The 25015-nt window shown below is 72.3% G+C and carries 23 protein-coding genes; 7 read left to right on the top strand and 16 right to left on the bottom strand.

All coding sequences use genetic code 11. The features are described from left to right. Window positions 1-34 precede the first annotated feature (34 nt). On the top strand, window positions 35-1873 hold the full coding sequence (locus AB0J72_RS02535) for an NHL domain-containing thioredoxin family protein (RefSeq protein ID WP_363393587.1): 1839 nt from the start codon (window positions 35-37) through the stop codon (window positions 1871-1873). A gap of 978 nt (window positions 1874-2851) precedes the next feature. Here the strand turns inward: AB0J72_RS02535 and AB0J72_RS02530 are convergent. Genes AB0J72_RS02530 through AB0J72_RS02520 form a run of 3 tightly spaced genes read right to left on the bottom strand, consistent with a single transcriptional unit; the run spans window position 2852 to window position 5020 of the window. Then, window positions 2852-3592 (bottom strand): 5-oxoprolinase subunit PxpA, encoded by a 741-nt coding sequence (locus AB0J72_RS02530; protein ID WP_363393585.1) that lies wholly within the window; start codon window positions 3590-3592, stop codon window positions 2852-2854. Continuing rightward, the gene (locus AB0J72_RS02525) at window positions 3576-4430 is read right to left on the bottom strand and encodes a biotin-dependent carboxyltransferase family protein (RefSeq protein ID WP_363393583.1); all 855 of its coding nucleotides are present in this window, start codon (window positions 4428-4430) and stop codon (window positions 3576-3578) included. Before AB0J72_RS02525 ends, AB0J72_RS02530 begins: the two co-directional genes overlap by 17 nt. Beyond that, window positions 4427-5020, bottom strand: a complete 594-nt coding sequence (locus AB0J72_RS02520; RefSeq protein ID WP_363393581.1) for an allophanate hydrolase subunit 1 — start codon at window positions 5018-5020, stop codon at window positions 4427-4429. The genes AB0J72_RS02525 and AB0J72_RS02520 overlap by 4 nt, the downstream gene beginning before the upstream one ends. 122 nt (window positions 5021-5142) lie before the next feature. Here AB0J72_RS02520 and AB0J72_RS02515 point away from each other — a divergent pair, with 122 nt between their 5' ends. Next, window positions 5143-5769, top strand: a complete 627-nt coding sequence (locus tag AB0J72_RS02515; protein ID WP_363393946.1) for a hemolysin III family protein — start codon at window positions 5143-5145, stop codon at window positions 5767-5769. Between the two features lie 32 nt (window positions 5770-5801). Here the strand turns inward: AB0J72_RS02515 and AB0J72_RS02510 are convergent, their stop codons facing one another. After that, window positions 5802-6074, bottom strand: a complete 273-nt coding sequence (locus AB0J72_RS02510; RefSeq protein ID WP_363393579.1) for a DUF6458 family protein — start codon at window positions 6072-6074, stop codon at window positions 5802-5804. A gap of 88 nt (window positions 6075-6162) precedes the next feature. Here AB0J72_RS02510 and AB0J72_RS02505 point away from each other — a divergent pair, with 88 nt between their 5' ends. Continuing rightward, complete coding sequence (locus AB0J72_RS02505) at window positions 6163-6681, top strand: histidine phosphatase family protein (RefSeq protein WP_363393577.1); 519 nt, start codon at window positions 6163-6165, stop codon at window positions 6679-6681. A gap of 72 nt (window positions 6682-6753) precedes the next feature. Here AB0J72_RS02505 and AB0J72_RS02500 read toward each other — a convergent pair whose 3' ends face one another. From AB0J72_RS02500 to AB0J72_RS02485, 4 genes are all read right to left on the bottom strand, one after another. Then, window positions 6754-8601 carry an acyl-CoA dehydrogenase gene (locus AB0J72_RS02500; RefSeq protein ID WP_363393575.1) on the bottom strand — a complete coding sequence of 616 codons (1848 nt, stop codon included), beginning with the start codon at window positions 8599-8601 and terminating at the stop codon, window positions 6754-6756. Between the two features lie 419 nt (window positions 8602-9020). After that, window positions 9021-10130 carry a PP2C family protein-serine/threonine phosphatase gene (locus AB0J72_RS02495; RefSeq protein WP_363393573.1) on the bottom strand — a complete coding sequence of 370 codons (1110 nt, stop codon included), beginning with the start codon at window positions 10128-10130 and terminating at the stop codon, window positions 9021-9023. 66 nt (window positions 10131-10196) lie between these two features. Further along, complete coding sequence (locus tag AB0J72_RS02490; RefSeq protein WP_363393571.1) at window positions 10197-10763, bottom strand: septal ring lytic transglycosylase RlpA family protein; 567 nt, start codon at window positions 10761-10763, stop codon at window positions 10197-10199. A 205-nt stretch (window positions 10764-10968) separates the two neighbouring features. Next, window positions 10969-12741, bottom strand: a complete 1773-nt coding sequence (locus AB0J72_RS02485) for a proline--tRNA ligase (protein WP_363393569.1) — start codon at window positions 12739-12741, stop codon at window positions 10969-10971. 129 nt (window positions 12742-12870) lie between these two features. On the opposite strand from AB0J72_RS02485, the gene AB0J72_RS02480 reads away from it, so the two are divergent. Then, on the top strand, window positions 12871-13224 hold the full coding sequence (locus AB0J72_RS02480) for a hypothetical protein (protein ID WP_363393567.1): 354 nt from the start codon (window positions 12871-12873) through the stop codon (window positions 13222-13224). A gap of 173 nt (window positions 13225-13397) precedes the next feature. Here AB0J72_RS02480 and AB0J72_RS02475 read toward each other — a convergent pair whose 3' ends face one another. Next, window positions 13398-13595, bottom strand: coding sequence for a hypothetical protein (locus tag AB0J72_RS02475; RefSeq protein ID WP_363393565.1), 198 nt, complete (start codon window positions 13593-13595; stop codon window positions 13398-13400). A gap of 162 nt (window positions 13596-13757) precedes the next feature. Continuing rightward, the gene (locus AB0J72_RS02470) at window positions 13758-14090 is read right to left on the bottom strand and encodes a sigma factor (protein ID WP_363393563.1); all 333 of its coding nucleotides are present in this window, start codon (window positions 14088-14090) and stop codon (window positions 13758-13760) included. Window positions 14091-14191: 101 nt separating this feature from the next. Between AB0J72_RS02470 and AB0J72_RS02465 the strand changes: the two genes are divergently transcribed. Both AB0J72_RS02465 and AB0J72_RS02460 read left to right on the top strand, forming a co-directional pair. Continuing rightward, window positions 14192-15973: a glycosyltransferase family 4 protein gene (locus AB0J72_RS02465; RefSeq protein WP_363393561.1), complete on the top strand. Its 1782-nt coding sequence runs from the start codon at window positions 14192-14194 to the stop codon at window positions 15971-15973. A gap of 157 nt (window positions 15974-16130) precedes the next feature. Beyond that, window positions 16131-18857, top strand: coding sequence for a BTAD domain-containing putative transcriptional regulator (locus AB0J72_RS02460; protein WP_363393559.1), 2727 nt, complete (start codon window positions 16131-16133; stop codon window positions 18855-18857). Here the strand turns inward: AB0J72_RS02460 and AB0J72_RS02455 are convergent. The 4 genes from AB0J72_RS02455 to AB0J72_RS02440 form a co-directional block, all read right to left on the bottom strand. Then, entirely contained in the window at window positions 18854-18994 is a 141-nt protein-coding gene (locus tag AB0J72_RS02455) for an alpha/beta hydrolase (protein WP_363393944.1), read from the bottom strand. The genes AB0J72_RS02460 and AB0J72_RS02455 overlap by 4 nt on opposite strands. Beyond that, complete coding sequence (locus AB0J72_RS02450; protein WP_363393978.1) at window positions 18973-19263, bottom strand: hypothetical protein; 291 nt, start codon at window positions 19261-19263, stop codon at window positions 18973-18975. Before AB0J72_RS02450 ends, AB0J72_RS02455 begins: the two co-directional genes overlap by 22 nt. Before the next feature lie 100 nt (window positions 19264-19363). Next, entirely contained in the window at window positions 19364-19951 is a 588-nt protein-coding gene (locus AB0J72_RS02445) for a malonic semialdehyde reductase (RefSeq protein ID WP_363393557.1), read from the bottom strand. Window positions 19952-19974: 23 nt separating this feature from the next. Next, the gene (locus tag AB0J72_RS02440; protein ID WP_363393555.1) at window positions 19975-20760 is read right to left on the bottom strand and encodes an alpha/beta hydrolase; all 786 of its coding nucleotides are present in this window, start codon (window positions 20758-20760) and stop codon (window positions 19975-19977) included. A 101-nt stretch (window positions 20761-20861) separates the two neighbouring features. Between AB0J72_RS02440 and AB0J72_RS02435 the strand changes: the two genes are divergently transcribed. Next, window positions 20862-21434, top strand: a complete 573-nt coding sequence (locus AB0J72_RS02435) for a TetR family transcriptional regulator (RefSeq protein WP_363393553.1) — start codon at window positions 20862-20864, stop codon at window positions 21432-21434. A gap of 82 nt (window positions 21435-21516) precedes the next feature. On the opposite strand, the gene AB0J72_RS02430 is transcribed toward AB0J72_RS02435, so the two are convergent. Then, entirely contained in the window at window positions 21517-23925 is a 2409-nt protein-coding gene (locus AB0J72_RS02430; RefSeq protein ID WP_363393551.1) for an Hsp70 family protein, read from the bottom strand. 103 nt (window positions 23926-24028) lie between these two features. Further along, window positions 24029-25012 (bottom strand): sugar phosphate isomerase/epimerase family protein, encoded by a 984-nt coding sequence (locus tag AB0J72_RS02425; protein ID WP_363393549.1) that lies wholly within the window; start codon window positions 25010-25012, stop codon window positions 24029-24031. Window positions 25013-25015: the final 3 nt, after the last annotated feature.

The following is a 25015-nucleotide window of genomic DNA, read 5'->3' as shown; positions in this document are numbered from 1 at the left end:
GAGCGCCCGGCGGCACTCGGGCAGACTTGAGGGCATGACCGACCCGGCACAGTCGCCACTGCTCAAGGCCCGCGTCCGCGCTCCCGAACTCCGGGGGCGCGGATGGCTCAACACCGACGGACTCACCCTGTCCGATCTGCGGGGAAAGATTGTCGTTCTCGACTTCTGGACCTTCTGCTGCATCAACTGCCTGCACGTGCTCGACGAGCTGCGCCCCCTTGAGGAGCGGTTCGCGGACGTGCTGGTGACCATCGGGGTGCACTCGCCGAAGTTCGAGCACGAGAAGGACGCCGCGGCGCTCGCGGCCGCCGTCGAGCGGTATGGGGTCGACCATCCGGTCCTGGACGACCCCGAGATGGAGATGTGGCAGCAGTATGCGGCGAAGGCCTGGCCGACGCTGACCGTCATCGACCCCGAGGGCTATGTCGTGGCGACGATGGCCGGCGAGGGGCACGCCGAAGGGCTGGCGCGGCTGGTCGAGGAGCTCGTCCGCGTGCACGAGGCGCGGGGCACGCTGCGGCGCGGCTCCGCTCCGCAGGTCGCCGCCAGGACCGAGGAGACGGTGCTGCGGTTCCCGGGCAAGGCGCTGGCCCTGGCCGACGGGCACTTCCTGGTCGCCGACTCGACGCACCAGTCGCTGGTCGAGCTCGACGCCGACAACGAGACCCTGATCCGCCGCATCGGCACCGGGCAGCGCGGCAGCAAGGACGGCACGGACCCCGAGTTCTCCGAGCCGGGCGGGCTGTGCCTGCTGCCCCCGCACGTGGCCGAGATCGCCGGGTATGACGTCGTGGTCGCCGACACGGTCAACCATCTGCTGCGAGGCCTGAAGCTCTCGACCGGCGAGGTGACCACGGTCGCCGGCAGCGGCCGGCAGTGGCGCGGCAGCGTCGACTTCGACGCGCACGACTCCCTGGCGGTCGACCTGTCGTCGCCGTGGGATGTGGCGTGGTTCGACGACCAGGTCGTGGTCGCGATGGCCGGCATCCACCAGCTGTGGTGGTTCAACCCGGTGCGGCGCACCGCCGGCATGTACGCGGGGACGACCGTCGAGGCGCTCCGCGACGGCCCGCTGCACGAGGTGTGGATGGCGCAGCCGTCCGGCCTGTCGGCGTCGCCCGACGGCACGACGCTGTGGATCGCCGACAGCGAGTCCAGCGCGATCCGCTTCATCGCCGACGGCCAGATGTCGACCGTGGCCGGGCAGGGCCTGTTCGACTTCGGGCACGTCGACGGCCCCGCCGACCAGGCGCTGCTGCAGCACCCGCTCGGCCTGCTGGCCCTGGCCGACGGCAGCGTGCTCGTCGCCGACACGTACAACGGCGCCATCCGTCGCATCGCCGACGGCGTGGTGTCCACCGTCGTCGACGGCCTCCGCGAGCCGAGCGACCTGGTGCTCAGCTCGACCGGCGACGTCGTGGTCGTCGAGTCGGGCGCGCACCGCCTGGTCCGGCTCGCCCCCGGCACCCTGGCGGCGGCGGGCATCGACGTCGCCGGCGTCCGGCACCGCACCGAACGCCCCTCGACGATGCTCGCCCCCGGCGAGGTCCAGCTCGACCTGATCTTCGAACCGGCACCGGGCCAGAAGCTGGACGAGTCGTTCGGCCCGTCGACCCGCCTGGAGGTGTCCGCCTCCCCACCCGAGCTGCTGCTGGAAGGCGCCGGCGTGACCCAGGACCTGCGCCGCCGCCTGGTCCTCTCCCCCGACGTCACCGAGGGCGTCCTCCAGGTGGTGGCCCAGGCCGCGACGTGCGACATCGACGCGGAGTTCCCCGCCTGCCACCTGACCCGCCAGGACTGGGGCGTCCCGATCCGCGTGGCCAAGGACGGCGCCCAACGCCTCCCCCTGGTCCTCCGCGGCCTCGACACCTGACGCCACGCCCGCCCTCGAAGATCCGGAAGACCTCACGGACCTCCGATCCGCACAAGGTCTTCCGGATCACCAAGCCGCAGCACACCACCCCAGCCCTGACACCGACCCCCGCGGCAAGCCCTGCCACCGCAACACCAACGCCCTCCGACGCTGAGCGTTGACGCCGCAGCCCGCCCGGTCAGCCAAACAGGACGCACCGCAAGACCAACCCCTGCACGACGCACACAGCAACGCTCAAAGACACTGCGGCGCCCACACCTCATGATCCGGAAGACTTTATGTCGTCATAGCAGCACAAAGTCTTCCGGATCACGAAAAACCGGCTGCAGACACGCCTCGCTGGTGGCGAGGGGGCAGCCGCGCGGACGACGTCCGCCATAGATACCGCGCCCGGGGTGTCGCCGCCGACTCACAGAGCCTCAAACGGCAGATACTTTTCGATCACGGGACGAACCGCGCGGCATTGCATCGCGGCGGCCAGTGCAGACACCCGCAGCAGCGCCGGACCCGGCCGGGCCGGCAACAGGCGACACCACCCCGCCGACGCCGCCGCTACTGCTGCTCATGATCCGGAAGACTTTATGTCGCCATAGCAGCACAAAGTCTTCCGGATCACGGAAAACCGGGCCACAGACGCGCCTCGCTAGCGGCGAAGGGGCAGCCGCGCGGACGACGTCCGCCATAGACACCGTGCCCGGGGTGTCGCCGCGGACGCACAGGGACCTAGACGGCAGAAGATTTCGGGTCACGGAGCAATGCCGCGCGGCATGACATCGCGGCGACCAGCTCAGGCGTCTGCAACAACGCCGCTCCGGGCCTGCACCAGGCGACGCCGCCCGCCAACGCCGCTCTTGCTCATGATCCGGAAGAGATTGTGTCGTCATAGGTGCACAAAGTCTTCTGGATCACGGAGAACGGGCGGCGTGGGCGGGGTCGCGCAAGGGACTCGAATGGCAGACGGGTTCCGGGTTTTCTGGGTCACGGGGCAGCGGGGGTGAAAGGGGTCACGGGGAGGCCGGCGGCGAGGAGGGCGGTGCGGACGGCGGTTGCCATGGACACGGCGCCCGGGGTGTCGCCGTGGACGCAGAGGGACTCGAACGGCAGGTGGAGCACGGTGCCGTCGATGGCGGCGACCTCGCCGGTGCGGGCCATGCGGACGGCGCGGGCGGTGACGGTGGGGAGGTCGGTCAGGATCGCGCCTTCGGCGCCGCGGGGCACGAGGCGGCCGTCCGGGAGGTAACCGCGGTCCACGAAGCCCTCAAAAACCACGCGCAGGCCCGCCTCGGCGGCGAGGCGAGCCAGGACCGAGCCGGGCTGGCACAGGACGGGAAGGCCGAAAGCGGCAGCGGCGGCGGCGACGGCCGAGGCGTGGGTGGGGTCGACGGCGGCGGTGTTGTAGAGGGCGCCGTGCGGTTTGACGTAAGTGACCGGGCCGAACGCCGACAGGGCGCCGATCTGGTAACGCAGCTCGTCGGTCAGCGTGGTGGCGTCGACGTCGATGCGTCGGCGGCCGAAGCCGGCCAGGTCGCGGTAGCTGACCTGGGCGCCGATCCGGACGCCGCGGGCGACGGCGAGGGAGCAGACGCGGCGCATCGTGGAAGGGTCGCCGGCGTGGAAGCCGCAGGCGACGTTGGCGCTGGTGACGATGTCCAGGAGGGCGTCGTCGTCGCCGAGGGTCCAGATGCCGAAGCCTTCGCCGAGGTCACTGTTGAGGTCCACGGAACCGAACGGTATCGCCCGGGCGGGCCTGGGCGAGCAGCGGCAGATCCGTGGGGTCGACGACGGCGACGACCGGATAGCCGCCGGTGGTGGGGTGGTCGGCGAGGAAGATCAGCGGCTGGCCGGAGGCCGGGACCTGCACGGCGCCGAGGACGATGCCTTCGCTGGGGAGTTCGCGCTGGTGGGCGCGGGTGAGTGCGGGGCCGCCGAGCCGCGCGCCGATCCTGTTGCTGTCGTTGCTCAGGGTGTACGTGCCGGCGAGCAGGTCACCAGGGGCCGTGAAGTAGTCGTGGCGGGGGCCCCAGGTCAGGCCGAGCGTGATGGGGCCGCCCAGGGCGGGGCGGGGCGCCACGTCCACGGTGGACGGGTCGCCGATCGTGGGGCCCACGGCCAGCACGGCGCCCACGCCGACGACCGGCGGGCCGAGCGCCGCAAGGGTGTCGGTGGCGCGGCTGCCCAGTACCGGCGACGCGGCGAAACCTCCGTCGACGGCGAGGTATCCGCGCAGCCCGGCCACGGCGCGGCCGATCTCGACGCGGTCGCCGGCGCGGAAGGGGACGGGGGCGTTGATCGGCGCGGGCCGTCCGCCGACGCGCAGCGGCGCCGCCGCCCCGGTCAGGGCGAGGGTGCCGGCGAAGGACAGGGTCGCGGCGAAGGGGCCGAGCGTGATCTCCAGCCCGGCGCAGGACCCATCGTTGCCGACGAGGCGGTTGCCGAGGCGCAGGGCCGGCTGGTCGAGGGCGCCGGAGCGGGGGACGCCGAGGTGCGCGAACCCGGGCCGGCCGCGGTCCTGCAGGGTGGTGAGCGGGCCCGCCGTCTCGACCGTGAGCGTCCTCATGCCGGGACCAGCCGCACGGTCCGTCCGGGGGGCAGCAGGGCGGGCGGGTCGCGGTCGATGTCGAACAGGACGGTGTCGGTGCGGCCGACGAGCTGCCAGCCGCCGGGGGACGCGGTCGGGTAGATGCCGGCGTACTCCGCGGCGAGCGCGACCGACCCGGCCGGGACGCGCGGGCGCGGGCTGTCCCGCCGGGGGATGGTCCACGGCAGGCCGCCGAGGTACGCGAACCCGGGCGCGAAGCCGCCGAAGGCGACCGTGAGGGTGGTTTCGGTGAGCGTGCGGACGAGCGCCTCGACGGACGAACCGGTCATTTCCGCGACCGCCGCGAGGTCGGGCCCGTCAAACACGACCGGAATCGCCAATTTGTCACCATAAAAGCGGGCAAAAGACGGCGTCGGCCACGAGCGCAACGAGGCGGCCAGAGCCGCGGGCGACGGGACCCCGTCGAGCAGGACGGTTCGCGCACCGGGGACGATATCGGTGACCGCGAGGCGTCCGGCGACCCGCTCGGCGTCCAGCGCGGCGAACCATGCCAGCGGATCGTCGACCTCGATCAGCAGGGCAGAGCTCCCGACGGGGCGGATCTCCATGACCGCCACCCTAGTTGGTGTCCGCTTCGATACTTGCCAGTAACCTACGGTACCGTAACCTGGAGGGCGTGACAGTGAAGACCGAGACCCGCCTGCGCCCGGTCGACCTCGGCAAGCCCAGGATGCGCGGCTGGCTGCACACCTATGCGTTCGGCGCCGCGATCGTCTGCGGCATCGTGCTGTGCTCGCTGGCCGCGGGCCGCCCGGGCTGGTCGCCGTTCGTGAGCTGTCTCGTGTACAGCCTGACGGTGTGTGCCCTGTTCGGGACCAGCGCGCTCTATCACCGCCGGGTCTGGTCGCCGGCGGGGTACAAGCTGATGCGCCGACTCGACCACTCGATGATCTTCGTGTTCATCGCCGGCACGTACACGCCGTTCAGCGTCCTGCTGCTGTCGGGGCGGACCGGCGACGTCATCCTGAGTGTGGTCTGGGGCGGCGCGCTGCTCGGCGTGGGCATGAAGATGATCTGGCCGAACGCGCCCCGCTGGGTGGGGGCGCCGCTGTACGTCGCGCTCGGCTGGGTCGCCGTGGTGGTCCTGCCGGACATCCTGCGCACGGGCGGCGTGACCGCGCTCGTGCTGACGATCGTCGGCGGCGCGTTCTACACGGTCGGCGCGGTCTTCTACGCCCTGCGCCGGCCCAACCCGTGGCCGACCGTCTTCGGCCACCACGAGTTCTTCCACGCCTGCACGCTCGTCGCCGCGATCCTGCACCACATCGCCATCTACTTCGCGCTGTACGCGAGGTAGACGGCGATGTGTGCGGTTTTCCGCGGATTTTTCTAGTAGGTACGGTCCTCGTACGTCCGGCGCCGTTCGACGACCTCGTCCACGGTCGGGGGGATCGCCGTGCCACCGGCCGTCGGAACCTGCCGGACGACCGTGCGCCGACGGCTGTTCCAGAAGTACAGCGTCAGGAGCAGCCCGACCAGGCCTGCGAGCTGGAAGATCCAGCCGATCGTGTCGAGGTTGAACGGCCCGAGGTCGGTGTCGTCCAAGCCGAACGTCATGATCGCTCCGACAACGATCAGAAGAATGCTGCCACCGATACCCATCGAGGGCCTCCAGGACGTTTGGTTGGTAACCATCTGTACCGCTGGGTTACCCACCTACGACGGCGCTCAATCGGGCACGCTATAGGACATGGCTGACGGCACCACTGGGCGCACCCTGATCCTGCTCCGGCACGCGAAGGCCGTCGACCCGGATCCGTACCCCACCGACCTCGAACGCCCGCTGAGTCCCCGCGGCCGCCGGGACGCCGCCGCGGCCGGCGACTGGCTGCGTGATCAGGGCCTGCGGCCCGATCTGGTGGTGTGCTCGACCGCGGTCCGGACCCGCGAGACGCTGGACGGCCTGCACCTCGACAAGCATCACAAGCATCACAAGCACGACAAGCACGTGCCCGTGGTGTTCGAGCACCGGGTGTACCTCGGCCCGGCCCACGACACGCTGGACCTGCTGCAGAACACTCCGGACGTGGCGACGCTGCTGCTGATCGGCCACAACCCGACCCTGTCGATGCTGTCCGACCTGCTCGACCCGGACGCGCTCCCCGACGAGGGCCTGGCCACCAGCGGGATCGCGGTCCACACGGTGACGGGCCCCTGGCGCGACCTGGAGACCGCGCCGCTGCGGGCGCACCACACGGCCCGCGGCTGACCTCAGAAGACCGGAAACAGAAAAGCGGGAGGGCGCCATTGCCCTCCCGCCAGCTCTCTGTGGAACGGAACCCTAGAACGAGTCCTCGGACAGGTCCATCGCGTCCAGCGTGGTGGCCTCGATGACGCGGCGGTCGGAGCCGGTCCGCGGGAGCACCTCGCGGGCGAAGAACTTCGCCGCGGCGACCTTGCCCTCGTAGAAGGCCTTCTCCGTGGTCTCGCCGGCGAGGGCCTTCAGGGCCACCTCCGCCTGCCGCTGCAGGAGCCAGCCGACGACGACGTCGCCGAGGGCGAGCAGGAAGCGGCGGCTGTTGAGGCCGACCTTGTAGAGCGCCTGGGGGTCGCCGGCCTGGGCCTCGCCGAGCCAGCCGGTGAAGATGCCGAGCATGTTCTGGACCTCGCCGAGCGCCTTGCCCAGCGCGACCCGCTCGACCTTCAGCTGGCCGTTGCCGCCCTCGGACTCCAGGAACTGCTGGATCTCGGCGGCGACGGTGAGCAGCGCCTTGCCCTGGTCCTTCACGATCTTGCGGAAGACGAGGTCGAGGCTCTGGATCGCGGTCGTGCCCTCGTAGAGGGTGTCGATCTTCGAGTCGCGGATGTACTGCTCGAGCGGGTAGTCCTGCAGGAAGCCGGAGCCGCCGAAGGTCTGCAGCGACTCGTGGCCGAGCAGCTCGTATGCCCGCTCGGAGCCGACGCCCTTGACCAGGGGCAGCAGCAGGTCGTTGACCCGCTTGGCGATCTTCGCGGCGGCCTCGTCGCCCGCGGCCTCGGCCAGGGCGACCTTGTCCTGCCAGGAGGCGGTGTAGAGGACGAGGGCACGGAGGCCTTCGGCGTAGGACTTCTGCATCAGCAGGGAGCGGCGCACGTCGGGGTGGTGCATGATCGTGACGCGCGGCGCGTTCTTGTCGCTGCTGGCGAGGTCGGCGCCCTGGACGCGGCTCTTGGCGTAGTCGAGCGCGTTGAGGTAGCCGGTCGAGAGAGTGGCGATGGCCTTCGTGCCGACCATCATCCGCGCGTACTCGATGATGAGGAACATCTGGCGGATGCCCTCGTGCACGTCGCCGAGCAGCCAGCCCTTGGCCGGGACGCCGTGGCCGCCGAAGGTGACCTCGCAGGTCGTGGAGACCTTGAGGCCCATCTTGTGCTCGACGTTGGTCACGAAGGCGCCGTTGCGGTCCTTGAGCTCGCCGGTGTCGCCGTCGAAGTGGAACTTCGGCACGACGAAGAGCGAGAGGCCCTTCGTGCCGGGGCCGCCGGCGCCGGGCGTGTCGACCGGGCGGGCCAGGACGTAGTGGACGATGTTCTCGGCGAGGTCGTGCTCACCGCTGGTGATGAAGCGCTTGACGCCCTCGATGTGCCAGGAGCCGTCCGCCTGCGGGATGGCCTTGGTACGGCCCGCGCCCACGTCCGAGCCCGCGTCGGGCTCGGTCAGCACCATGGTCGAGCCCCACTGGCGGTCGACGAAGAGCTTGGCCCACTTCTTCTGCTCCTCGGTGCCCTCGATCCGCAGCGTGTTGGCGAAGGAGGGGCCGGACGCGTACATCCAGATGGGCGCGTTGGAGCCGAGCACCATCTCGGCGAGGGACCACCACAGGGCCCGCGGCGCGGCGGTGCCGTCGAGCTCGGCGGGGAGGTCGAGGCGCCAGAACTCGGCGGCCATGAAGGCCTCGTACGACTTGCGGAACGACTCGGGCATCTTCACCGAGTAGGTCGCCGGGTCGTACACAGGCGGGTTGCGGTCGGCGTCGGCATAGCTCGCGGCGAGGTCCTCGCGGGCGAGGCGGTCGACCTCGGCGAGGATGCTGCGCGCGGTGTCGACGTCGAGATCTCCGTAGGGACCCTGGCCGAGGACCTTGTCGACGCCGAAGACCTCGAAGAGGTTGAACTCGAGGTCCCGCAGGTTGCTCTTGTAATGGCTCATCGCGGAGTGGCCCCCGTCTCTGGGTCGCTTTTGTAGATCGAGCATGGACGACCGAGGTTACCAGTCGGTAACAGGAATCTTATTACTTGCGAGTAACCTCAGGCAACCCACCCGGGCGGGTGATGGCCGTCACAACAGGCGTCACCTATTTCGGCAGGTCAGGGTGAACGGTGAGTACTGCAAGGTGGCAGATGAGTAGCGCACAGGGTGTACGTGCGCACGACACGCCGTCACCTGCGGGTGACGTGATCGTTGAGCGGTTACTCGCAGTCAGAAGGAGGGCACCGCGATGATCGTCCGGATGATGGGCTCTCTGTTCGCTCCCAAGTACCCGCGCTTCTACACAGGCCGGCACCGCGCCCCGATGCGCCGCTTCGTCCCCCGCCCCCGCGTGGTGACGGAGTAGCACCCGGAGGACGTCAGCCGACGGCCGTCGCTCCGGCGCCGCCGATCTCCCAGCTGGGGACCGTCGCCGGAGCCTTGACCCCCTGGTACTCCACCAGCACCAGCGCGATGTCGTCGTCGAGCCGGCCGCGCACCCACTCCAGCAGCGCGCTCTCCAGCGACGCCAGCCCGTCGCCGACGGTGCCGTGCCCCAGCAGCCGCTGCGCCCGCTCCGCGGTCGGGAAGAACTCCCCGTCGCGGCGCGCCTCCGCCAGCCCGTCGGTGAAGAACAGCAGCCGGTCGCCCGGCTCCAGCCGCTCGACGCGCGGCTTCACCACCGGCATGAAGCCCAGCGGCGGCGCGTTGGACGGCGGGTCGAGCGGGATCACCTGGCCGCGGCGCAGCAGCAGCGGCGCCGGGTGGCCGCAGTTGACGATCGTCAGCGTGCCACCGCGCTCCTCGATCAGCGCCGCGGTCACGAAGTCCTCGTCGCCGACCGACCTGGCCACGGCCCGGTCGAGGTCGGCCACGATCGCGCGCAGGTCGGCCCGCTCGAACGCCACGTGCCGGTAGGAGCCGAGGACGATGCTGGCGAGCCGGACCGCGTCCAGGCCCTTGCCCCGCACGTCACCGATGATCATGCGGACGCCGTACGGGGTGTCCAGCGCCTCGTACAGGTCGCCACCGATGTCGGCGGCGGCGCTGGCGGAGATGTAGCGGGCAGCGATCGTCAGCGGGCCGAGCTGTGGCCCCAGCGGACGCAGGACGGCCTGCTGCGCGACGGAGGCGAGCTTCGACAGCTCCGCGTACCGCGCGATCTGCCGCTGTCTGATGGCGCCGACGGCGGAGGCGATGCCCGCGGCGAGGATGACGGCGCCCAGGTTGAGCATCATCACCAGCGTGCGCTCGCGGGTGTGCATGAGCTCGATGCTGCAGAAGACGATGGCGAGCAGCGTCGAGGCGCTGCCGACGGCGAGGACCTCCGGCCAGGAGGCGAACGCGGCCGCGAGGAACGGCGCGGCGGCGAGCAGCCCGACGTAGTTGGCGTCGGTGCCGTCGGCGAGCTCAGCGGCCAGGACCAGGCAGAGCAGCACGAAGGCCGCGCCGACTCCGGCGCGGGCTTCGGGAAGCAACGGTCGTTTCATAGGTCCGATCGACAGCATGCCACCAACCGGCCCCCGAGCCGCTCAAACAAACGGCCGGGATGCGGCTTACTTGAGTACCTCGTACTTTGCGTTGATCACGCCGGCACTCACCGAAGCGATCGCCACGAAGGCCCCGCGGGCGAGGTCGAGGCAGCGACCGCTGACGAAGGGTCCGCGATCGTTGATCCTGACCACGACCGATTTCCCGTTGGCCAGGTTGGTCACCCGGACCCGGGTGTTGAACGGCAGCTCCTTGTGCGCGGCCGTCATCCCGTTGGGGTCGAAGCTCTCGCCGTTCGCGGTGCGCGACCCACTCGCATAGTACGACGCCTTGCAGGTGCCGGTGTTCGTGACGACACCGCCCGTGGGGTTCGTCGAGGGCTTCTTCGTCGGCGTCTTCGACGGCGTCTTGGTCGCCTCCGGCGACTTGCTGACCTGCGCGGACGCGGAGGGTGACGGCGAGGCGGACGGCGACGTGGAGGGCCGGTCGCCGCGGTCGGCGCGGGTGTCGGCGCTGCGGCTGCCGTCGATCAGGTCGCTCGCCGAGGTCGGTTTGGCATCATCCGACCCCATATTGACGGTCGCAACCGCACCGCCGATGAGCGCGATCGCCGCGACAGTGCCGGCGATCAATGGAATGAGGTGACGTCGGCGGATTGCGGTGTGTCGGCCGGACAACGTCAGCACCCTTCGTCGACAGCATGGCCGTGACCGAACGTATCCGCCGGTCCCTGACGCCAGTCAAACCGAAGTGCCGCACGTGCGGGGATTTGACGGGATAGGTCCGGCCGAACAGCTGATCCGACAAGGAGCCGAACGGCCGACCCTTCCCGCGCTGTCACCCCGCGCGGACGATCGCGGCGATGCGCTCCGCCGCACCCTCGACCGGAATCTCCTCTTTCTCGCCGGTCTTGCGGTCGCGGATCTCGATCATGCCGTCGGCGAGCCGCTTGCCGACCACGACGATCGTGGGCACGCCGAGCAGCTCCGAGTCGTTGAACTTCACGCCCGGCGAGACGTCCTTGCGGTCGTCGAGCAGCACCTCGAGCCCGGTGGCGGAAAGCGCGTCGGCGAGCTGCGCCGCGCCGGCCTTGATCTCCTCGGTCTTGCCCGCGGCCACCACGTGCACGTCGGCGGGTGCGAGCTCGCGGGGCCAGCACAGCCCCCGCTCGTCGGCGGTCTGCTCGGCGACCACGGCGATCGCCCGGGTCACGCCCACGCCGTAGGAGCCCATGGTGACCGTGACGGCCTTGCCGTTCTGGTCCAGGACGGTGAGGCCCAGCGCCTTGGCGTACTTCTGGCCGAGCTGGAAGATGTGGCCGATCTCGATGCCGCGGGCCAGCTCGAGGGCGCCGCCGTCGACGGGGCACACGTCGCCGTCCTGGATGCGGACCGCCTCGACGGTGCCGTCCGGGGTGAAGTCCCGCCCGGCGACGAGGTGCACGACGTGCTTGCCGGGCTGGTCGGCGCCGGTGATCCAGCTGGTGCCGTCCACGACGCGGGGGTCCACGAGGTACCGGATCCCGGAGGAGCCCTTCTCGCCGAGGACGCCGGGGCCGATGTACCCCTTGACCAGCGCGGGATGCTGCTGGAACTCCGCCTCCGACATGGGTGCGACCTCGGCGGGCGCCACCTGGGCCTCCAGCCGGCGCAGGTCGACCTCGCGGTCGCCGGGGACGCCGACGGCGAGGGGCTCGCGCTTGCCGTCGGGCAGCGTCAGCATGAGCATGACGTTCTTCAGCGTGTCGCCGGCCGTCCACGCCCGGTCCTCGCGGCGCAGGTCGTCCCGGGCGTTGAACAGGTCGACGAGCGTCTCGATCGTCGGGGTGTCGGGCGTGTCGACGACCTGCGCGGCGGGCAGCCCCTCGATCGCGAGCGCCTCGGGGGCGGGCGTGGTGACCGCCTCGACGTTCGCCGCGTAGTCGCCGTTGGTGCAGCGCACGAACGTGTCCTCGCCGATGTCGCAGACCGCGAGGAACTCCTCCGACGCACTGCCGCCCATGGCGCCGCTCGTCGCGGAGCAGATGACGTAGTCCAGGCCGAACCGGTCGAAGATCCTGCCGTAGGCGAGCCGGTGCCGCTCATAGGCGGCCCGCAGCCCGTCGTCGTCGACGTCGAACGAATAGGAGTCCTTCATCAGGAACTCGCGGCCGCGGAGGATGCCGGCGCGGGGGCGTGCCTCGTCGCGGTACTTCGTCTGGATCTGGTACAGGGTGAGCGGCAGGTCCTTGTAAGAGGAGTAGAAGTCCTTCACGGCGAGCGTGAACATCTCCTCGTGCGTGGGCCCGAGCAGGTAGTCGCCGCCCCGGCGGTCCTTCAGCCGGAAGAGGTTGGCGCCGTACTCGGTCCAGCGGCCGGTCGCCTCGTAGGGCTCGCGGGGCAGCAGCGCGGGGAACGTCAGCTCCTGGCCGCCGATGGCGTCCATCTCCTCGCGGACGATCCGCTCGACGTTGCGCAGCAGGCGCAGGCCCATCGGCAGCATCGTGAAGATGCCCGGCGCGACCCGTCGGACATAGCCGGCGCGCACGAGCAGCCGGTGGCTCGTCACCTCGGCATCCGCGGGGTCTTCGCGCAGCGTCCGCACGAACAGCGTGGACATCTTCAGCACCATCGGGCATCCGCCTTACTTCTCAAACAGGCCTTCGGCGACGATACCCGTACGACTCCGGTGCGTGACTACAGGGTTTTCTCAACCCGGCCGTTTTCTCAACCTGCCGCCGCGCCTGCCGATCCGCCCGGTATGCAACTGCGTCACCGCCTGGTCGCGCTGGGCGTCGGCGGGACCCTCGTCACCGCCGTCGTGCTGTTCGCCGTCGGTGCGCTGGAGAGCCGCAGGTTCAGCGACCACGCGCGGACGAGCGTCCAGCAGCTGTCCGCCGGCGACCTCGACCACGTGGCGCAGGGTGTCACCCGGCTCGCGACGGCGGTCGGCGACGGGGTGCAGGCGTCGGTGAACCGCGCCCAGCAGGTCGCGATCGCCGAGCTGGGCCAGCGCGGCGGGTTCCGGTTCACCCCCGAGACCGTCACCTGGCAGGCGACCAACCAGCTGACCCAGGCGGTGACCCCGGTGACGCTGCCGCGGGTCACACCTTGACGCGAAGGACGCCGGCGACGCCGCGTACGTCGACAAGATCACCACCGAGGCACCGAACCTCGCCGCCGACGCCATGTGGCACACGACCTACACGCTGCCCGGCACGACCGGGGCGCCACCGGCCGCCAGCGACCTCACCGTCACCTACTACGCCCCGTACAAGTGGGCGATCGTCACCCAGTCGTACCGCCCGGGTCGCCGCGATCCGGGCGGACACCGACGGCGCGGTCCAGGCGATCCAGGCGATCACGGACGCCATCGACCGGGTCGGCGATCGCCACGGCCGTCGAGGAGCAGACGGCGACGACCGACGAGATGCGCCGCAGCGTCAGCAACGCCGCCGGCGGCAGCGGCGCGATCGCCAGCAGCATCGACGGCGTGACCGAGAGCGTCGCCTCCGCCCAGCGGGCGGTGGAGAGCTCCCGGCACGCCGCCGACCGCCTCAACACCAACGCCTCGACCCTCGCCGGCCTGGTCGACCGCTTCCGCCGCTGACGCGGCACGGCGCTAGATCCGCGAGACGTCGACGACCTTCAGCGAGTCGCCGGCCGGGGACCAGAGCAGCGGGCGCGAGACCTGCTGCCGGAACGAGTCCCCGGTGTACGTGCCGACCAGCCCGGTGCGCAGGTCCCAGACCGCCGGCGCCAGATCCTGATGTACTGCCGGGCCATCGACCGCCGCACGTAGGCCTCGACGGCATCCTGCTGGCGGATCCGGGACCACTTGCCGCGCAGCCCGATGAGTGCGTCCTGCAACAGGTCCGCCGCGTCGGCCTCGTTGCCGCTCAGCAGGAACCCGTACCGCATCAAACTCGCGCCGCGCGCCCGCACGAACTGCGCGAGCGCCTCGTCGGCCGGCTCGCTCATCGCATCGCCTCCACCCGGGTAGAGACACACCGCCGCCGATCTGCTGCATCCCCGCGGGGCGAATGTTCTCAAGCGGGTCGCGGGGCGGCCGATGTCAGGGTGTGCCGACCTTCGAGGAGCACCCACCGCTGCGGCCGGACCTCGCCGCCATCATCACCGCCGCCCGCCAGGCCGAGTTCGTGAGCAGGCGGGACATGCCCGCCGCCGCGCCGCGGCCGGCCCGCCGCGACCGCAGGAACAAGGTCAGGAACGCCGGCGCCGGCCCGCTGCGGCTGTGCTTCCTCGTGCCGCGCACGGATGTCGGCGGCGGCGCGCGCGTGCTGTTCGAGCACGCCAACCGCCTGCACGGGCGCGGGCACGAGGTGAAGGTGCTCAGCCACTTCCCGCCGCCGCAGTGGCACGACCTGCGGCCGGAGTTCTGGACGGTGCCGTTCGGCGTGGAGCTCGCCGAGGCGGTCCCGGAGTGCGACGTGATCGTCGCCGGCTACTGGGACCAGGTCCTCGCCGCCCGCTCGCTGGGTCTCGCGCCCGTGGTCCACTTCGAGCAGGGCGACTCGCACCTGTTCGAGGACCTGCAGCCGGCGATGCACGAGCTCGTGGCCCGGCACCTCGAGGCCGCCGACGCGACGCTGACCGTGAGCGGCACCGTCGCCGACGTGCTGCGCGAGCGCTTCGGCGTCGCGGCGAAGGCCGTCGGCAATGCGGTCGACCCGGACGTGTTCCACCCGGGCGGCGCCGAGCAGGCGCGGCCCTACGTGCTGTTCGTCGGGTGGGACGGCAACGAGTTCAAGGGCATGGCGCAGATGCGGCAGGTGTGGCGGGCGCTCAGCGCCGAACGCCCGGCGCTGGACCTCGTGTGGGTCACGCCGAAACCGGCGCGCGAGCCGCTCGGCCGGGTCGTCGTCGCCCCGGACCAGGCGACGCTCGGCGCGCTGTTCCGCGGGGCCGCCGCGTACGTCTGCTGCTCGCACTACGAGTCGTTCTCCCTGCCGTGCCTGGAGGCGATGGCGTCCGGCACGCCGGTCGTCGCGACCAGGAACACCGGTGTCCTCGAATACGCCCGCGACGGCGTGAACGCGCTGCTCGCCGACGTCGGCGACGCCGGCGGGCTGCTCGCGGGGGTGCGGCGGGTCCTGGACGAGCCGGCGCTCGCGGTGCGGCTGCGGGAAGGCGGGCTGCTGACCGCGGCCGGCTACTCGTGGGACACGATCATCACCCGGGTCGAGGACGTCCACCGCGCCGCCCAGGCCGCCTGGTCGCCGCCGGCGGCCCGCGACGAGTGGCGCTTCGACCTGCGCGGCCTGCGCTTCGACCAGAGCCACACCGAGGTCGAGCGGCGGCTCCGGCGGCGGGCCGCCGCGACGGCCGCCGGCGCCGTCGCCGTGCCGGTGACGTTCCCCGTGTTCGACGGGCACCGCGCCGTGCGCTGGCAGGTCGTCGGCCGACGGCAGGGCGGCAGCGGCACCATCCAGGCTTACCTGCTGGGCCACGCGGACGGCCCGCCGGCGGACCTGCCCTACGCGGCGGCGCTGCGCGACTTCACCGCCGGGCGCTTCGAGGCGGCGCTGGACGGGTTCCTGGAGCTCTACGAGCGCGGCGGCGAGCTGCGCACCACCGTATGCCGCTGGATCGTGCTCACGCTGCTCGAGCTGGGCCGCGACGAGCAGGCGGCGGCGGTCGTGGAAGCCGGTGTGCAGGGCGTCCAGGGGCACAGCGACTTCCACTACCTGCGGGCGGTGACGGGCCTGCTCACCGGCCGTGCCGTCGACAGCGCCGCCTACGTCGACCTCATCGACGGCCTCGGACCGGCCAGCCACTTCGACGAGTGGTTCGACGAGCCGGACGTGCTCGTCCGGCAGCGGCTGCTCGCCACCGTGCGGTGATGCCGACCGCGCACGGTGACCGGCGGGTGAGCGCCGGCCGCCGTACGTCCCCGATCGGGTCGGCATTGACCAACTGCGAATATGGATGTCGTCGCTTGCGCCACGCTTGACACGCCACCGGCGGCGCCGCGAATGCGACCGGCTACGGTGTGCCGCTGTGAGGTTCCGGCTGCTGGGTCCGTTGACGATCGACTCGACCGGCGGTCCCGTCGTGCTGCGCCGGCGCCGGGAGCGGTGCCTGCTGGCGGTGCTCCTGTTGCACAACCACGCGCCCGTGCCGGTGGAGCGGCTGGAGTACCTGCTGTGGGACGGCGAACCGGTGCCGACCGCCCGCCAGCTGCTGCACAGCCACGTCTCCCGGGTCCGCGGGGCGCTCAAGGATCCGGCGGTCGCCCTGAGCAGCACCGGCACCTCGTACCAGATCGACGTCGACGACGACGCGATCGACGCCCGGCGCTTCGGCGCGCTGGTCACGGCGGCCCGCGCGGTGACGGACCCGGCCGCCCGGGGTGCGCTGCTGCGGGACGCGCTCGCGCTGTGGCGCGGCGACGCGCTCGACGACACCGTCTCGGCGTGGCTGCGCCCCCGGCTCGTCGGCGACCTCGACGAGCTGCGGCTGGTCGCGACCGAGGAGTGGCTCGACTGCGAGATCACCGTGGGCCGGCACGCGGAGGCGCTGCCGGAGCTGACCCGCCTGGCCGCCGCGCACCCCACCCGGGAAGGGCTGCTCGGGCTGTCGATGCGCGCGCTGCACGCGGCCGGGCGGAGCATCGAGGCGCTCTCGGCGTACCGGCGGCATCAGCAGCGACTGGCGCGGGAGTTCGGCCTCGATCCGGGGCCTGACCTGCAACGCCTCCATCTCGCGGTGCTCCGGGGCCAGCCCCCGACCGCCACCCCCGCCACGGCACAGGTGTCGCCGGGGCCGCTGGTGCCGGCGCAGCTGCCGGCGGCGCTGCGCGGGTTCACGGGGCGCGACGCGGAGCTCGCCCGGCTCGACGCCCTGCTCGCGCAGGCCGGGCGGCAGACCGTGATCTGCACCGTCGCCGGCACCGCGGGGGTGGGCAAGACCACGCTCGTCGTGCACTGGGCGCATCAGGTCGCGGCGCGGTTCCCCGACGGCCAGCTGTACGTGAACCTGCGCGGCTTCGACCGGACCGCGCCGCCGACCGACCCGGCGGAGGCGGTCCGCGGGTTCCTCGACGCGCTGGACGTCCCGCCGCAGCGGGTGCCGGCCGGGTTCGACGCGCAGGTCGCGCTCTTCCGCAGCCAGCTCGCCGGCCGGCGGATGCTGGTCGTGCTCGACAACGCCCGCGACTCCGACCAGGTCCGGCCGCTGCTACCGGGCGCCGGCGGCAGCCTCGTGCTGGTGACGAGCCGCAACGAGCTGTCCGGGCTGCACACCGCGGAGGGTGCCGAGCCGCTGCCGCTGGACCTGCTGACCACCGCCGACGCGCGCCGGCTGCTGGCCGCCCGGCTCGGCGCGGCCCGGGTCGCGGCCGAGCCCGCCGCGGTCGAGGAGATCGTGGCGGCGTGCGCGGGGCTGCCGCTCGCGCTGGCGATCGTCGCGGCCCGGGCGGCGCACGCCCCGCTGGAGGAGGTCGCCGTCTCGCTACGCAACGCGGGGCGGCAGCTCGACGCGTTCACCGGCGCCGAGCGCGGCACCGACGCCCGGGCCGTCCTGTCCTGGTCCTACGCGGCGCTGAGCCCGGCGGCGGCGCGCCTGTTCCGGCTGATCGGCCTCCACCCGGGCCCCGACTTCACCGCCGACTGCCTGCCGGCCTCGACCGGGGCGGCCGTGGAGGAGCTGCTCGGCGAGCTGGCCCGGGCGCACCTGCTGACCGAGCCCGCTCCCGGCCGGTACACCTGCCACGACCTGCTGCGCGCCTACGCCGGCGAACAGGCGGTCGCGGTCGACTCCCCCGCCGACCGGCGCGCCGCGCAGCAGCGGATGCTCGACTACTACCTGCACACCGCGTACGCGGGGACCCGGCTGCTCAGCCCGCACCGGGAGACGCTCGACCTCGACCCGCCGCCGCGGCCGGCCGACGCTAAGCAGGCCCTCGCGTGGTTCACCGCGGAGCGGCCGGTGCTGCTCGCCGCCGTCGACCAGGCGGAGCGGCTCGGGTTCGACGGGCACGCCTGGCAGCTGGCGTGGTGCCTGGCCACGTTCCTGGACCGGCAGGGGCTGTGGCGCGACTGGCTGCACACGTCGGAGGTCGGTCTCGCCGCCGCCGAGCGCCTCGGCGACCGTCGCGGGGTCGCCCACCTGCACCGGCTCCTCGCCCACGCCTGCCTGAAGGTCAACCGGATCGACGACGCGGCGTCGCACGCGGCCCGCGCCCTCGAGCTGTACGAGGAGGTCGGCGACCACGTCCTGCAGGCGCAGGGGCACATGAACCTGGGCGAGATCGCCGCCCGCCGCGGCGACACCGCCGAGGGTCTCCGGCACGTGTCGCAGGCCCGCGACCTGTTCCGCGCCGCCGGCGGCCGCAGCGGCGAGGCCAACGCCCTCAATGCGATGGGCTGGCTGCACGCCCAGCTCGGCGACCACCGCGAGGCGGTGACCGCCTGCCGGCAGGCGCTCGCGCTGCACCAGGAGCTCGACAACCGCCAGGGCGAGGCGGAGACCTGGGACACCATCGGCTACGCCCACCACCACCTGGGTGAGCTGGCCGAGGCGGCGGCCTGCTTCGAGCGCGCGGTCACCCTGTTCCGACTCACCGGCGACCGCGACTTCGAGGCCGACTCCCTGCACCACCTCGGCGACACCCGCCTCGCCGCGGGCGACCCGGAGGCCGCCCGCGACACCTGGCGCCGGTCACTGGAGATCTTCGAGGACCTCGACCACCCCGACGCCGCCACGGTCCGCGCCAAGCTGCACTAACATTCGCGGTCCTGCCGGGGCAGGACCCCGTCGAGCAGGTATCGCTCGACGGTGCCGTCCACCCAGGCGTTGCCGGCGATGAGGTACTGGCCGTGCGCGAACCGCCCGCGCAGGGTCACCATCCGGGAGCCGTGCAGCGCCCGGTCGCCCTGTCGAAGACCGCGAGGTTTTCGGCCAGGGTCGCGTAGGTCCCGGCCGAGTCGTCGTACAGGCTGACGAACAGCAGATAGGGCAGCACGTGTTCGTCCACTGTGTACACACCGATCCGCAGCGACGGCGCCCGACCGAGGACGCGTTGCGGTGCCGGCCCGAGCCCGTACTCGGCGTCGTGTCCCGTGCCAGACCAGCTGCTGCGGCCGGTCCCCGGCGACCGCCACTCCCGGCGCCGCCACGAGAGTGTTCGCACCGGCCAACCGTAGGAACCGGCAGGCCCCCGGCACGATGGTGCACAGATGAGCATCCATGCTCCAGAATCCGGGGCCGGCTCTACCGGCGGGCGTCCGTTCTCAGAGCGTGGTGAACACCTGCGCGTAGTCGAGCCGGGGCAGGCGGCCGCGCCAGGCGTCTGGGCCTGGCTTGCCGATGTTGACGACGACCAGCGAGCGGTGCGTGCCGCCGGGGAAGAACTCGGCGTCGACCTTGGCCGCGTCGAAGCCGGTCATCGGGCCCGCGGCCAGGCCGACGGCCCGCATGCCGAGGATGAGGTACGCGACCTGGAGCGTGGCGTTGAGCCGGGCCGACGCCTCGCGGACCGCCGGGTCGGCGAAGTACTCGTCCTTCGCCTGCGGGTAGTGCGGCAGCAGGACCGGCAGCAGCTCGTGAAACTCGGTGTCGGCGGCCAGGATCGCGGTCAGCGGCGCGGACGCGGTCTTGGCCCGGTTGTCCTCGTCCATCAGCGGGACCAGGCGGGCGCGGGACCCGGGCGAGCGCAGCAGGACCGCCCGCAGGGGCTGCTGGTTGAACGCGGTCGGCGCCCACTTCACGAGGTCGTGCAGGGCGGTCACCTGCTCGTCGGTGACGGGCTCCGCGGTGAACGTGTGCGCGGTGCGCGCCTGGCGGAACAGCAGGTCCTGGGATTCGGCGTCGAGCAGCACGGTCGTTCGCCCTCCTTTCTGCGTCAGCGGCCGGTCGCGGCGCGCTCGATGAGCTGAGCGGTGTGCACCGGGCGCGACACCATCGCGGCGTGCCCGGTGCCGAGCTCGACGGTGCGGGCACGGCCGGCGGCGCGGGCGGCCATCGCCCGCTCGGCGGCGACCGGGATCATCCGGTCGGCGGTCGCGATCTGGTACCAGGTGGGGAACTGCTTCCAGGCCGGCGTCCCGGTGACCGTCGCGCCCAGCGTCGCCGCGGCGACCGGCTTCTGGGTCGCGGCGAGCACCTGCTGCTCGGCCCGCGGCGCGTCCTGGGCGAAGTCCTCGCCGAAGTGCGTCCGGTCGAGGATCAGGTCGGTGGCGGAGATCGGCACGAAATGCGACAGCGACGGCAGCGCCGGGTATCCGCCGAGGATGCTGCCCGCGCTCTCGCCGGTGTCGGGGGCGAACGCGGCGATGTAGACGAGGCCGACGACGTTGGTGGCGCCCGAGGCGGCCTGGGTGATCACCGCGCCGCCGTACGAGTGGCCGACCACGAGCGTGGGGCCGCCGCCGAGCGAGGCGAGGTCGCGCTTCACCACGGCGACGTCGGCGTCGAACGAGGTGAGCGGCAGCTGGCTGGCGACCACGGGGTAGCCGTCGCGCTGGAGCCGGCGGGTGACCTCCCGCCAGCTCGACCCGTCGGCGAAGCCGCCGTGGACCAGCAGGATGGTCGGCTTCGCCGGTTGTGGTGCGTGCGCGCCGGCCGGCGTGACGAGTCCCAGGCCCAGGACGGCCAGCGCGGTGGTGGCGGCGACGAGCAGGCGCTTCATGGATTACCTCCGGTGGAAGACATGATCGCCGCCGACAGTAGACGGAACGTTCTATCTACACAACCGTTGAAGCGGGACGATCGTTCTACTAAGCTCGGCGGGTGACCCGGACCATGCGCCCGTCGGCGGCGCGCCAGCGGCTGCTCGACGCGGCCACCCGCGTCTTCTACGCCGAGGGCATCCACGCGGTCGGCGTCGATCGCATCATCGCCGAGGCCGGCGTCACCCGCGTGACGTTCTACCGGCACTTCCCGTCCAAAGAGGACCTGATCCAGGCGTATCTCAGCGCCCACGACGCCGAGATCCGCGCCAACGTCGGCGCGAGGATCGCCGCGGCGCGCGACCCGCGAGCCGCCGTATCGGCCATGATGGGCAGCCTCGGCACGGCCATCTGCGCACCCGGGTTCCGCGGATGCGCGTTCATCAACGCCGCCGCGGAGTACCCCGACCCCGCGCAACCCATCGCGAAGCTCGTCGCCGGCCACCGGCGCTGGTTCCGCGACACGGCGACCGACCTGCTGACCAGCGCCGGGCACCCTGACCCGGCGGGGACCGCCGCGCTGCTGCTCATGGTCCGCGACGGCGCGATGGTCGGCGGCTACCTCGACGACGCCGAGACCGTCCGCGCCAACCTGTCCCGCGCCGTCGAAGCGCTCCTGCCATCAGACAACTGAAAACGCTCCTGCCATCAGACAACTGAAAACGCCCCTGCCGCCGGACGACTGAAACGCCCCCTACCGCCGGACGACTGAGCCGTCAGACGGCTGAGACGTCCCAGAGAAAGACGTGGAACCCGCCCGACTGCGCGACCGCGAGCACCCGGCCGTCGTGGCTGAACGCCAGCTTCTCCGCACCGTAGCCCTCGCTCGAGTCGAGCGGCCCGAGGACCGGCTGGTGGTCGGACACGCGCCAGAGCCGCGCCCCTTCGGCACCGGCGGTGGCGAGGTACTGGCCGTCGGCGGTGAACGCGACGTCCTCCGCCTCACGCACCGCGATGGGCTCGCCGGACTGCGTCTGGGAGGCGACGTCCCACAGCCGGACCGTGCCGTCGCCGCCGGCGGTGGCCAGCAGCGTGCCGTCGCGGTTGAACGTGACGGCGAAGACGTTGCTCGAGACGTTCGACGCCCTGCTGTGCCCCGCGAACGCCCTGCCGAACTGGCCCCCGCCCGGCACCAGCCACATGGTGGCGAGGCTGGCCTCGTCCCCGGTGGCGATCCGGTCGCCGGCGGCGTTGAACGTGGCGTCCCAGGGCCCGCCGTCGACCCGGGTGATGCGGGCCCGGCTCGCGACCTCCCACACCGCCGTGCCCCGCAACCCGGCCGACAACAGCCTGGTGCCTCCTGCGTTGAACTCGACCGAGTAGCGCCAGTCGTCGTTCGGATTGATGTCCGGGCGGTTGACCAGCGGCTGCCCGACCTGCGCGTTTGTGCGCATACTCCACAGCCGCACCGTGCCGTCCTGGCTCGCCGTCGCGAACGTGTCCCCGTCGGGGCTGAACGCGACCGCGTTCACCCGTCCGCCGTACGTGCCCCCGCCGTGCCCCGTGAACGGCTGCCCGATCCGTTGCCGCCCCGCGACGTCCCACAGCTCCGCGGTCTCCCCCACGGCGACCACCAGCTTCTTGTCGTCGAGGCTGAACGCCATGTCCTGCGGGCTCGCGCCGAGCTTCAGCTCACCGACGAGGCGCTCGGAAGTGCGGTCCTCCGGCGTCTGGTCCCTGTCGGGCAGCACCGCCACCAGCACCGCGACGACGACCAGCAGCACGGCCAGCGCCGCCAACACCGCGGGTCCAGCCGCTGCCTTTGGCGTTTTCCCAGGTTGTACGGCGTGCGCCAGCTCGCCCGCCGCGGGGGTCGCGCCGCCGGTACCCGTGCCGGGCTCGGCCGTCACGTCAGCGGGCCACTGTGGCCCGGCGTCCTCGGTCTCAGCCCCGGCAGCCGTCACCGCAACAGCCGCAGGTCGCTCGGCCGGCGCCTCGGTCGCCGCCGCGCCGGCCAGCGCCTCGGTCGCCGCCGCGCCGGCCGGGGCCTCGGTCGCCGCCACGCCGGTCAGGGCCTCGGTCGCCGCCACGCCAGCCGGAACCGCAGGGGTCCGCAGCGCGGCCGGCGCGTGCAGGCTCCCCTCGGCGACCACCAGCTCCGGATGGTCGAGCGCGGTGGGCGCGATCCGCAACGCCCGGTGCAGCAGCGTCGCCACCAGCGGAATCCGCGACGAGCCCCCGACCAGGAACACCCCCGCGACCTGCTCGCGCGGCACCCGGGCCTCCCGCAGCACCCGCACGGTCCAGGCGACGGTCCGCTCCAGCAGCGGCCGGACCAGCGCCTCGAACTCCTCCCGGCTCAGATGCGCCGCCGCCTCGACGAGCGGCACCCGCACCTCGGCACCGGGCCGCCGCGTCAACTGCTCCTTCGCCGCCCGCGCGTCCTGCCACAACAGGTGCCGCGCCCGCAGGTCGTCCGCCGTCTGCGGCCAGTCCAACCGCCCCCACGCCTCGCCGCTCCCGCCGGCCCGCCGCGCGTGCTCCACCACCGCCGCATCGATGTCGAGGCCCCCGACATCGCCCAGCCCGTCGGCACTCACGACCGCGAACCCGTCGTCGGTCCGCCGCACCACCGCGACGTCGAACGTCCCGGCGCCCAGGTCGTACACCAGCAGACACCGCCCCGGCGCGAGCTCCTCCCCAAGGACGTCCACGTAATAGGCGGCCGCGGCGACCGGCTCCGGCAACAACCTCACCGGCCCCAGCCCCGCCCGCTCGGCCGCCGACGCCAGCACCCCCAGCCGCCGCGCCGCCCACCCGGCCGGGTGCGTCAGCACCACCTCCGCCAGGGTCCCGCCACCGACCCGGGCCGCCTCGTCCCCGACCCGCCCCAGCACCGCCGCGATCAGGTCGGCGACCGCGTGCTCCTCCTCGCCCAGCCACACGGTCCCGTCATCGATCCGCCGCTTCGGGTTGAGCTCCAGCCCCGCCGGCGCCCCGAGCCCGGCCCGCTCGGCATCGCTGCCGGTCAGCACCCCGTCCGGCCCCGCGAACACGGCCGACGGCAACAGCGGCGACGCCCCGAACAGCAACGGCCGCACCCGCCCGTCGCCGTCGGCCACCACCGCCACCGTGTTCGACGTCCCGAAGTCGACCCCCAGCCGCACCCCACCCAGACCCGTCACGCCCCCACCATACGATCGATCCCCGTCGACCCGGCAGGACGAGGGGCGGCTCCGCCGCAGCGGCGCCGCCCCGTTCCGGCTGAAGTGCGGAAGTGCGACGGCCTCAGTCGACGGCGCCGAAGAGGGCGTCCTGGACGATGCGCTGGGCGGCCATGGCGTCCTGGCGCTCCTGGGCCTCGGCGAGCGCGCCGACGTCGAGCCGGTCGAGCGCCCGGTGGATGCGCTTGAGCGTGCCGATGGCGGTCTTGGCCGCGTCGACGCTGTCCTCGCGGAAGGGGAACTGGTCGAGCTGCCAGACGCCGTCCCAGTTGTTCTTGCGCAGCGTGTGGAAGAACTCGAAGATCTCGGTGAGGTGGACGGTGCCGACGACCAGGTCGTCGTCCCAGCCGCGCAGGTTGTCGTTGACGTCCATGCCGAAGAGGCGGCCGTGGTCGATGATGAGCTGGGCGGCGTCGGCCGGCGACTCGCCGCCGTAGAGGCTGTGGCCGAAGTCCAGCAGGACGCCGACGTTGTCCAGGCCGATCTGCTCGATGCCGAGCAGGGTGCGCGCGGCGGAGTCCCACGTCATCTTGACGCGCGGCTCACGCGGCTTGTATTCGATGGCGAACTTGAGGTCGGGGTGGGCGCCGGCCAGCTCCCGCATGCCGTCGACGGCGAGCTTCCACAGGGTGCGGTGGTCGACCTGGAACGGGTAGTCCCAGCCGTCCTGACCGGGCCAGATCTTGACGTAGTCGGCGCCGAGCTCCCGGACCACGCCGGCGGCCTCGTGCATGAGGTCCAGCGCCGCGGCGCGGGTGGCCGGGTCGGGGTTGGTGAACGAGCCCCGGCTGAACTTGCGCAGGTAGATCTCGGGGGTGATCCCGATGGCGGCGAGCCCCTGCGCGGCGAGGGCGTCCTTCACCTCGCCGATACCGACGCCGGGGGTGAACGGGTAGTTGAGGTCGACGACGGACAGGTCGCCGACCTGCCCGGCCAGCTCGATGGCTTCCAGCGTGGTCCGGGCCGGGCCGTAGCCGTCGGTGGCGTACCGGTCGACGTAGGTGGCGAAGTGCCAGAGGCCGGCGCCGAAGCGCGGGTACTCGGTCATGGC

This window comes from Dactylosporangium sp. NPDC049742 (assembly GCF_040674675.1).
GTDB classification, from domain to species: domain Bacteria; phylum Actinomycetota; class Actinomycetes; order Mycobacteriales; family Micromonosporaceae; genus Dactylosporangium; species Dactylosporangium maewongense.
Note: the sequence above shows the minus strand (reverse complement) of the source record. Positions and strands in the feature narration are given on the sequence as shown.

Coding starts and splice junctions, on each gene's coding strand:
- AB0J72_RS02535 (WP_363393587.1), top strand. CDS start 35: ATGACCGACCCGGCACAGTCGCCACTGCTCAAGGCCCGCGTCCGCGCT.
- AB0J72_RS02525 (WP_363393583.1), bottom strand. CDS start 4,430: ATGAGGACGCTCACGGTCGAGACGGCGGGCCCGCTCACCACCCTGCAG.
- AB0J72_RS02520 (WP_363393581.1), bottom strand. CDS start 5,020: ATGGAGATCCGCCCCGTCGGGAGCTCTGCCCTGCTGATCGAGGTCGAC.
- AB0J72_RS02515 (WP_363393946.1), top strand. CDS start 5,143: ATGCGCGGCTGGCTGCACACCTATGCGTTCGGCGCCGCGATCGTCTGC.
- AB0J72_RS02510 (WP_363393579.1), bottom strand. CDS start 6,074: ATGGGTATCGGTGGCAGCATTCTTCTGATCGTTGTCGGAGCGATCATG.
- AB0J72_RS02505 (WP_363393577.1), top strand. CDS start 6,163: ATGGCTGACGGCACCACTGGGCGCACCCTGATCCTGCTCCGGCACGCG.
- AB0J72_RS02500 (WP_363393575.1), bottom strand. CDS start 8,601: ATGAGCCATTACAAGAGCAACCTGCGGGACCTCGAGTTCAACCTCTTC.
- AB0J72_RS02495 (WP_363393573.1), bottom strand. CDS start 10,130: ATGAAACGACCGTTGCTTCCCGAAGCCCGCGCCGGAGTCGGCGCGGCC.
- AB0J72_RS02485 (WP_363393569.1), bottom strand. CDS start 12,741: ATGGTGCTGAAGATGTCCACGCTGTTCGTGCGGACGCTGCGCGAAGAC.
- AB0J72_RS02480 (WP_363393567.1), top strand. CDS start 12,871: ATGCAACTGCGTCACCGCCTGGTCGCGCTGGGCGTCGGCGGGACCCTC.
- AB0J72_RS02475 (WP_363393565.1), bottom strand. CDS start 13,595: ATGCTGCTGGCGATCGCGCCGCTGCCGCCGGCGGCGTTGCTGACGCTG.
- AB0J72_RS02470 (WP_363393563.1), bottom strand. CDS start 14,090: ATGAGCGAGCCGGCCGACGAGGCGCTCGCGCAGTTCGTGCGGGCGCGC.
- AB0J72_RS02440 (WP_363393555.1), bottom strand. CDS start 20,760: ATGAAGCGCCTGCTCGTCGCCGCCACCACCGCGCTGGCCGTCCTGGGC.
- AB0J72_RS02425 (WP_363393549.1), bottom strand. CDS start 25,012: ATGACCGAGTACCCGCGCTTCGGCGCCGGCCTCTGGCACTTCGCCACC.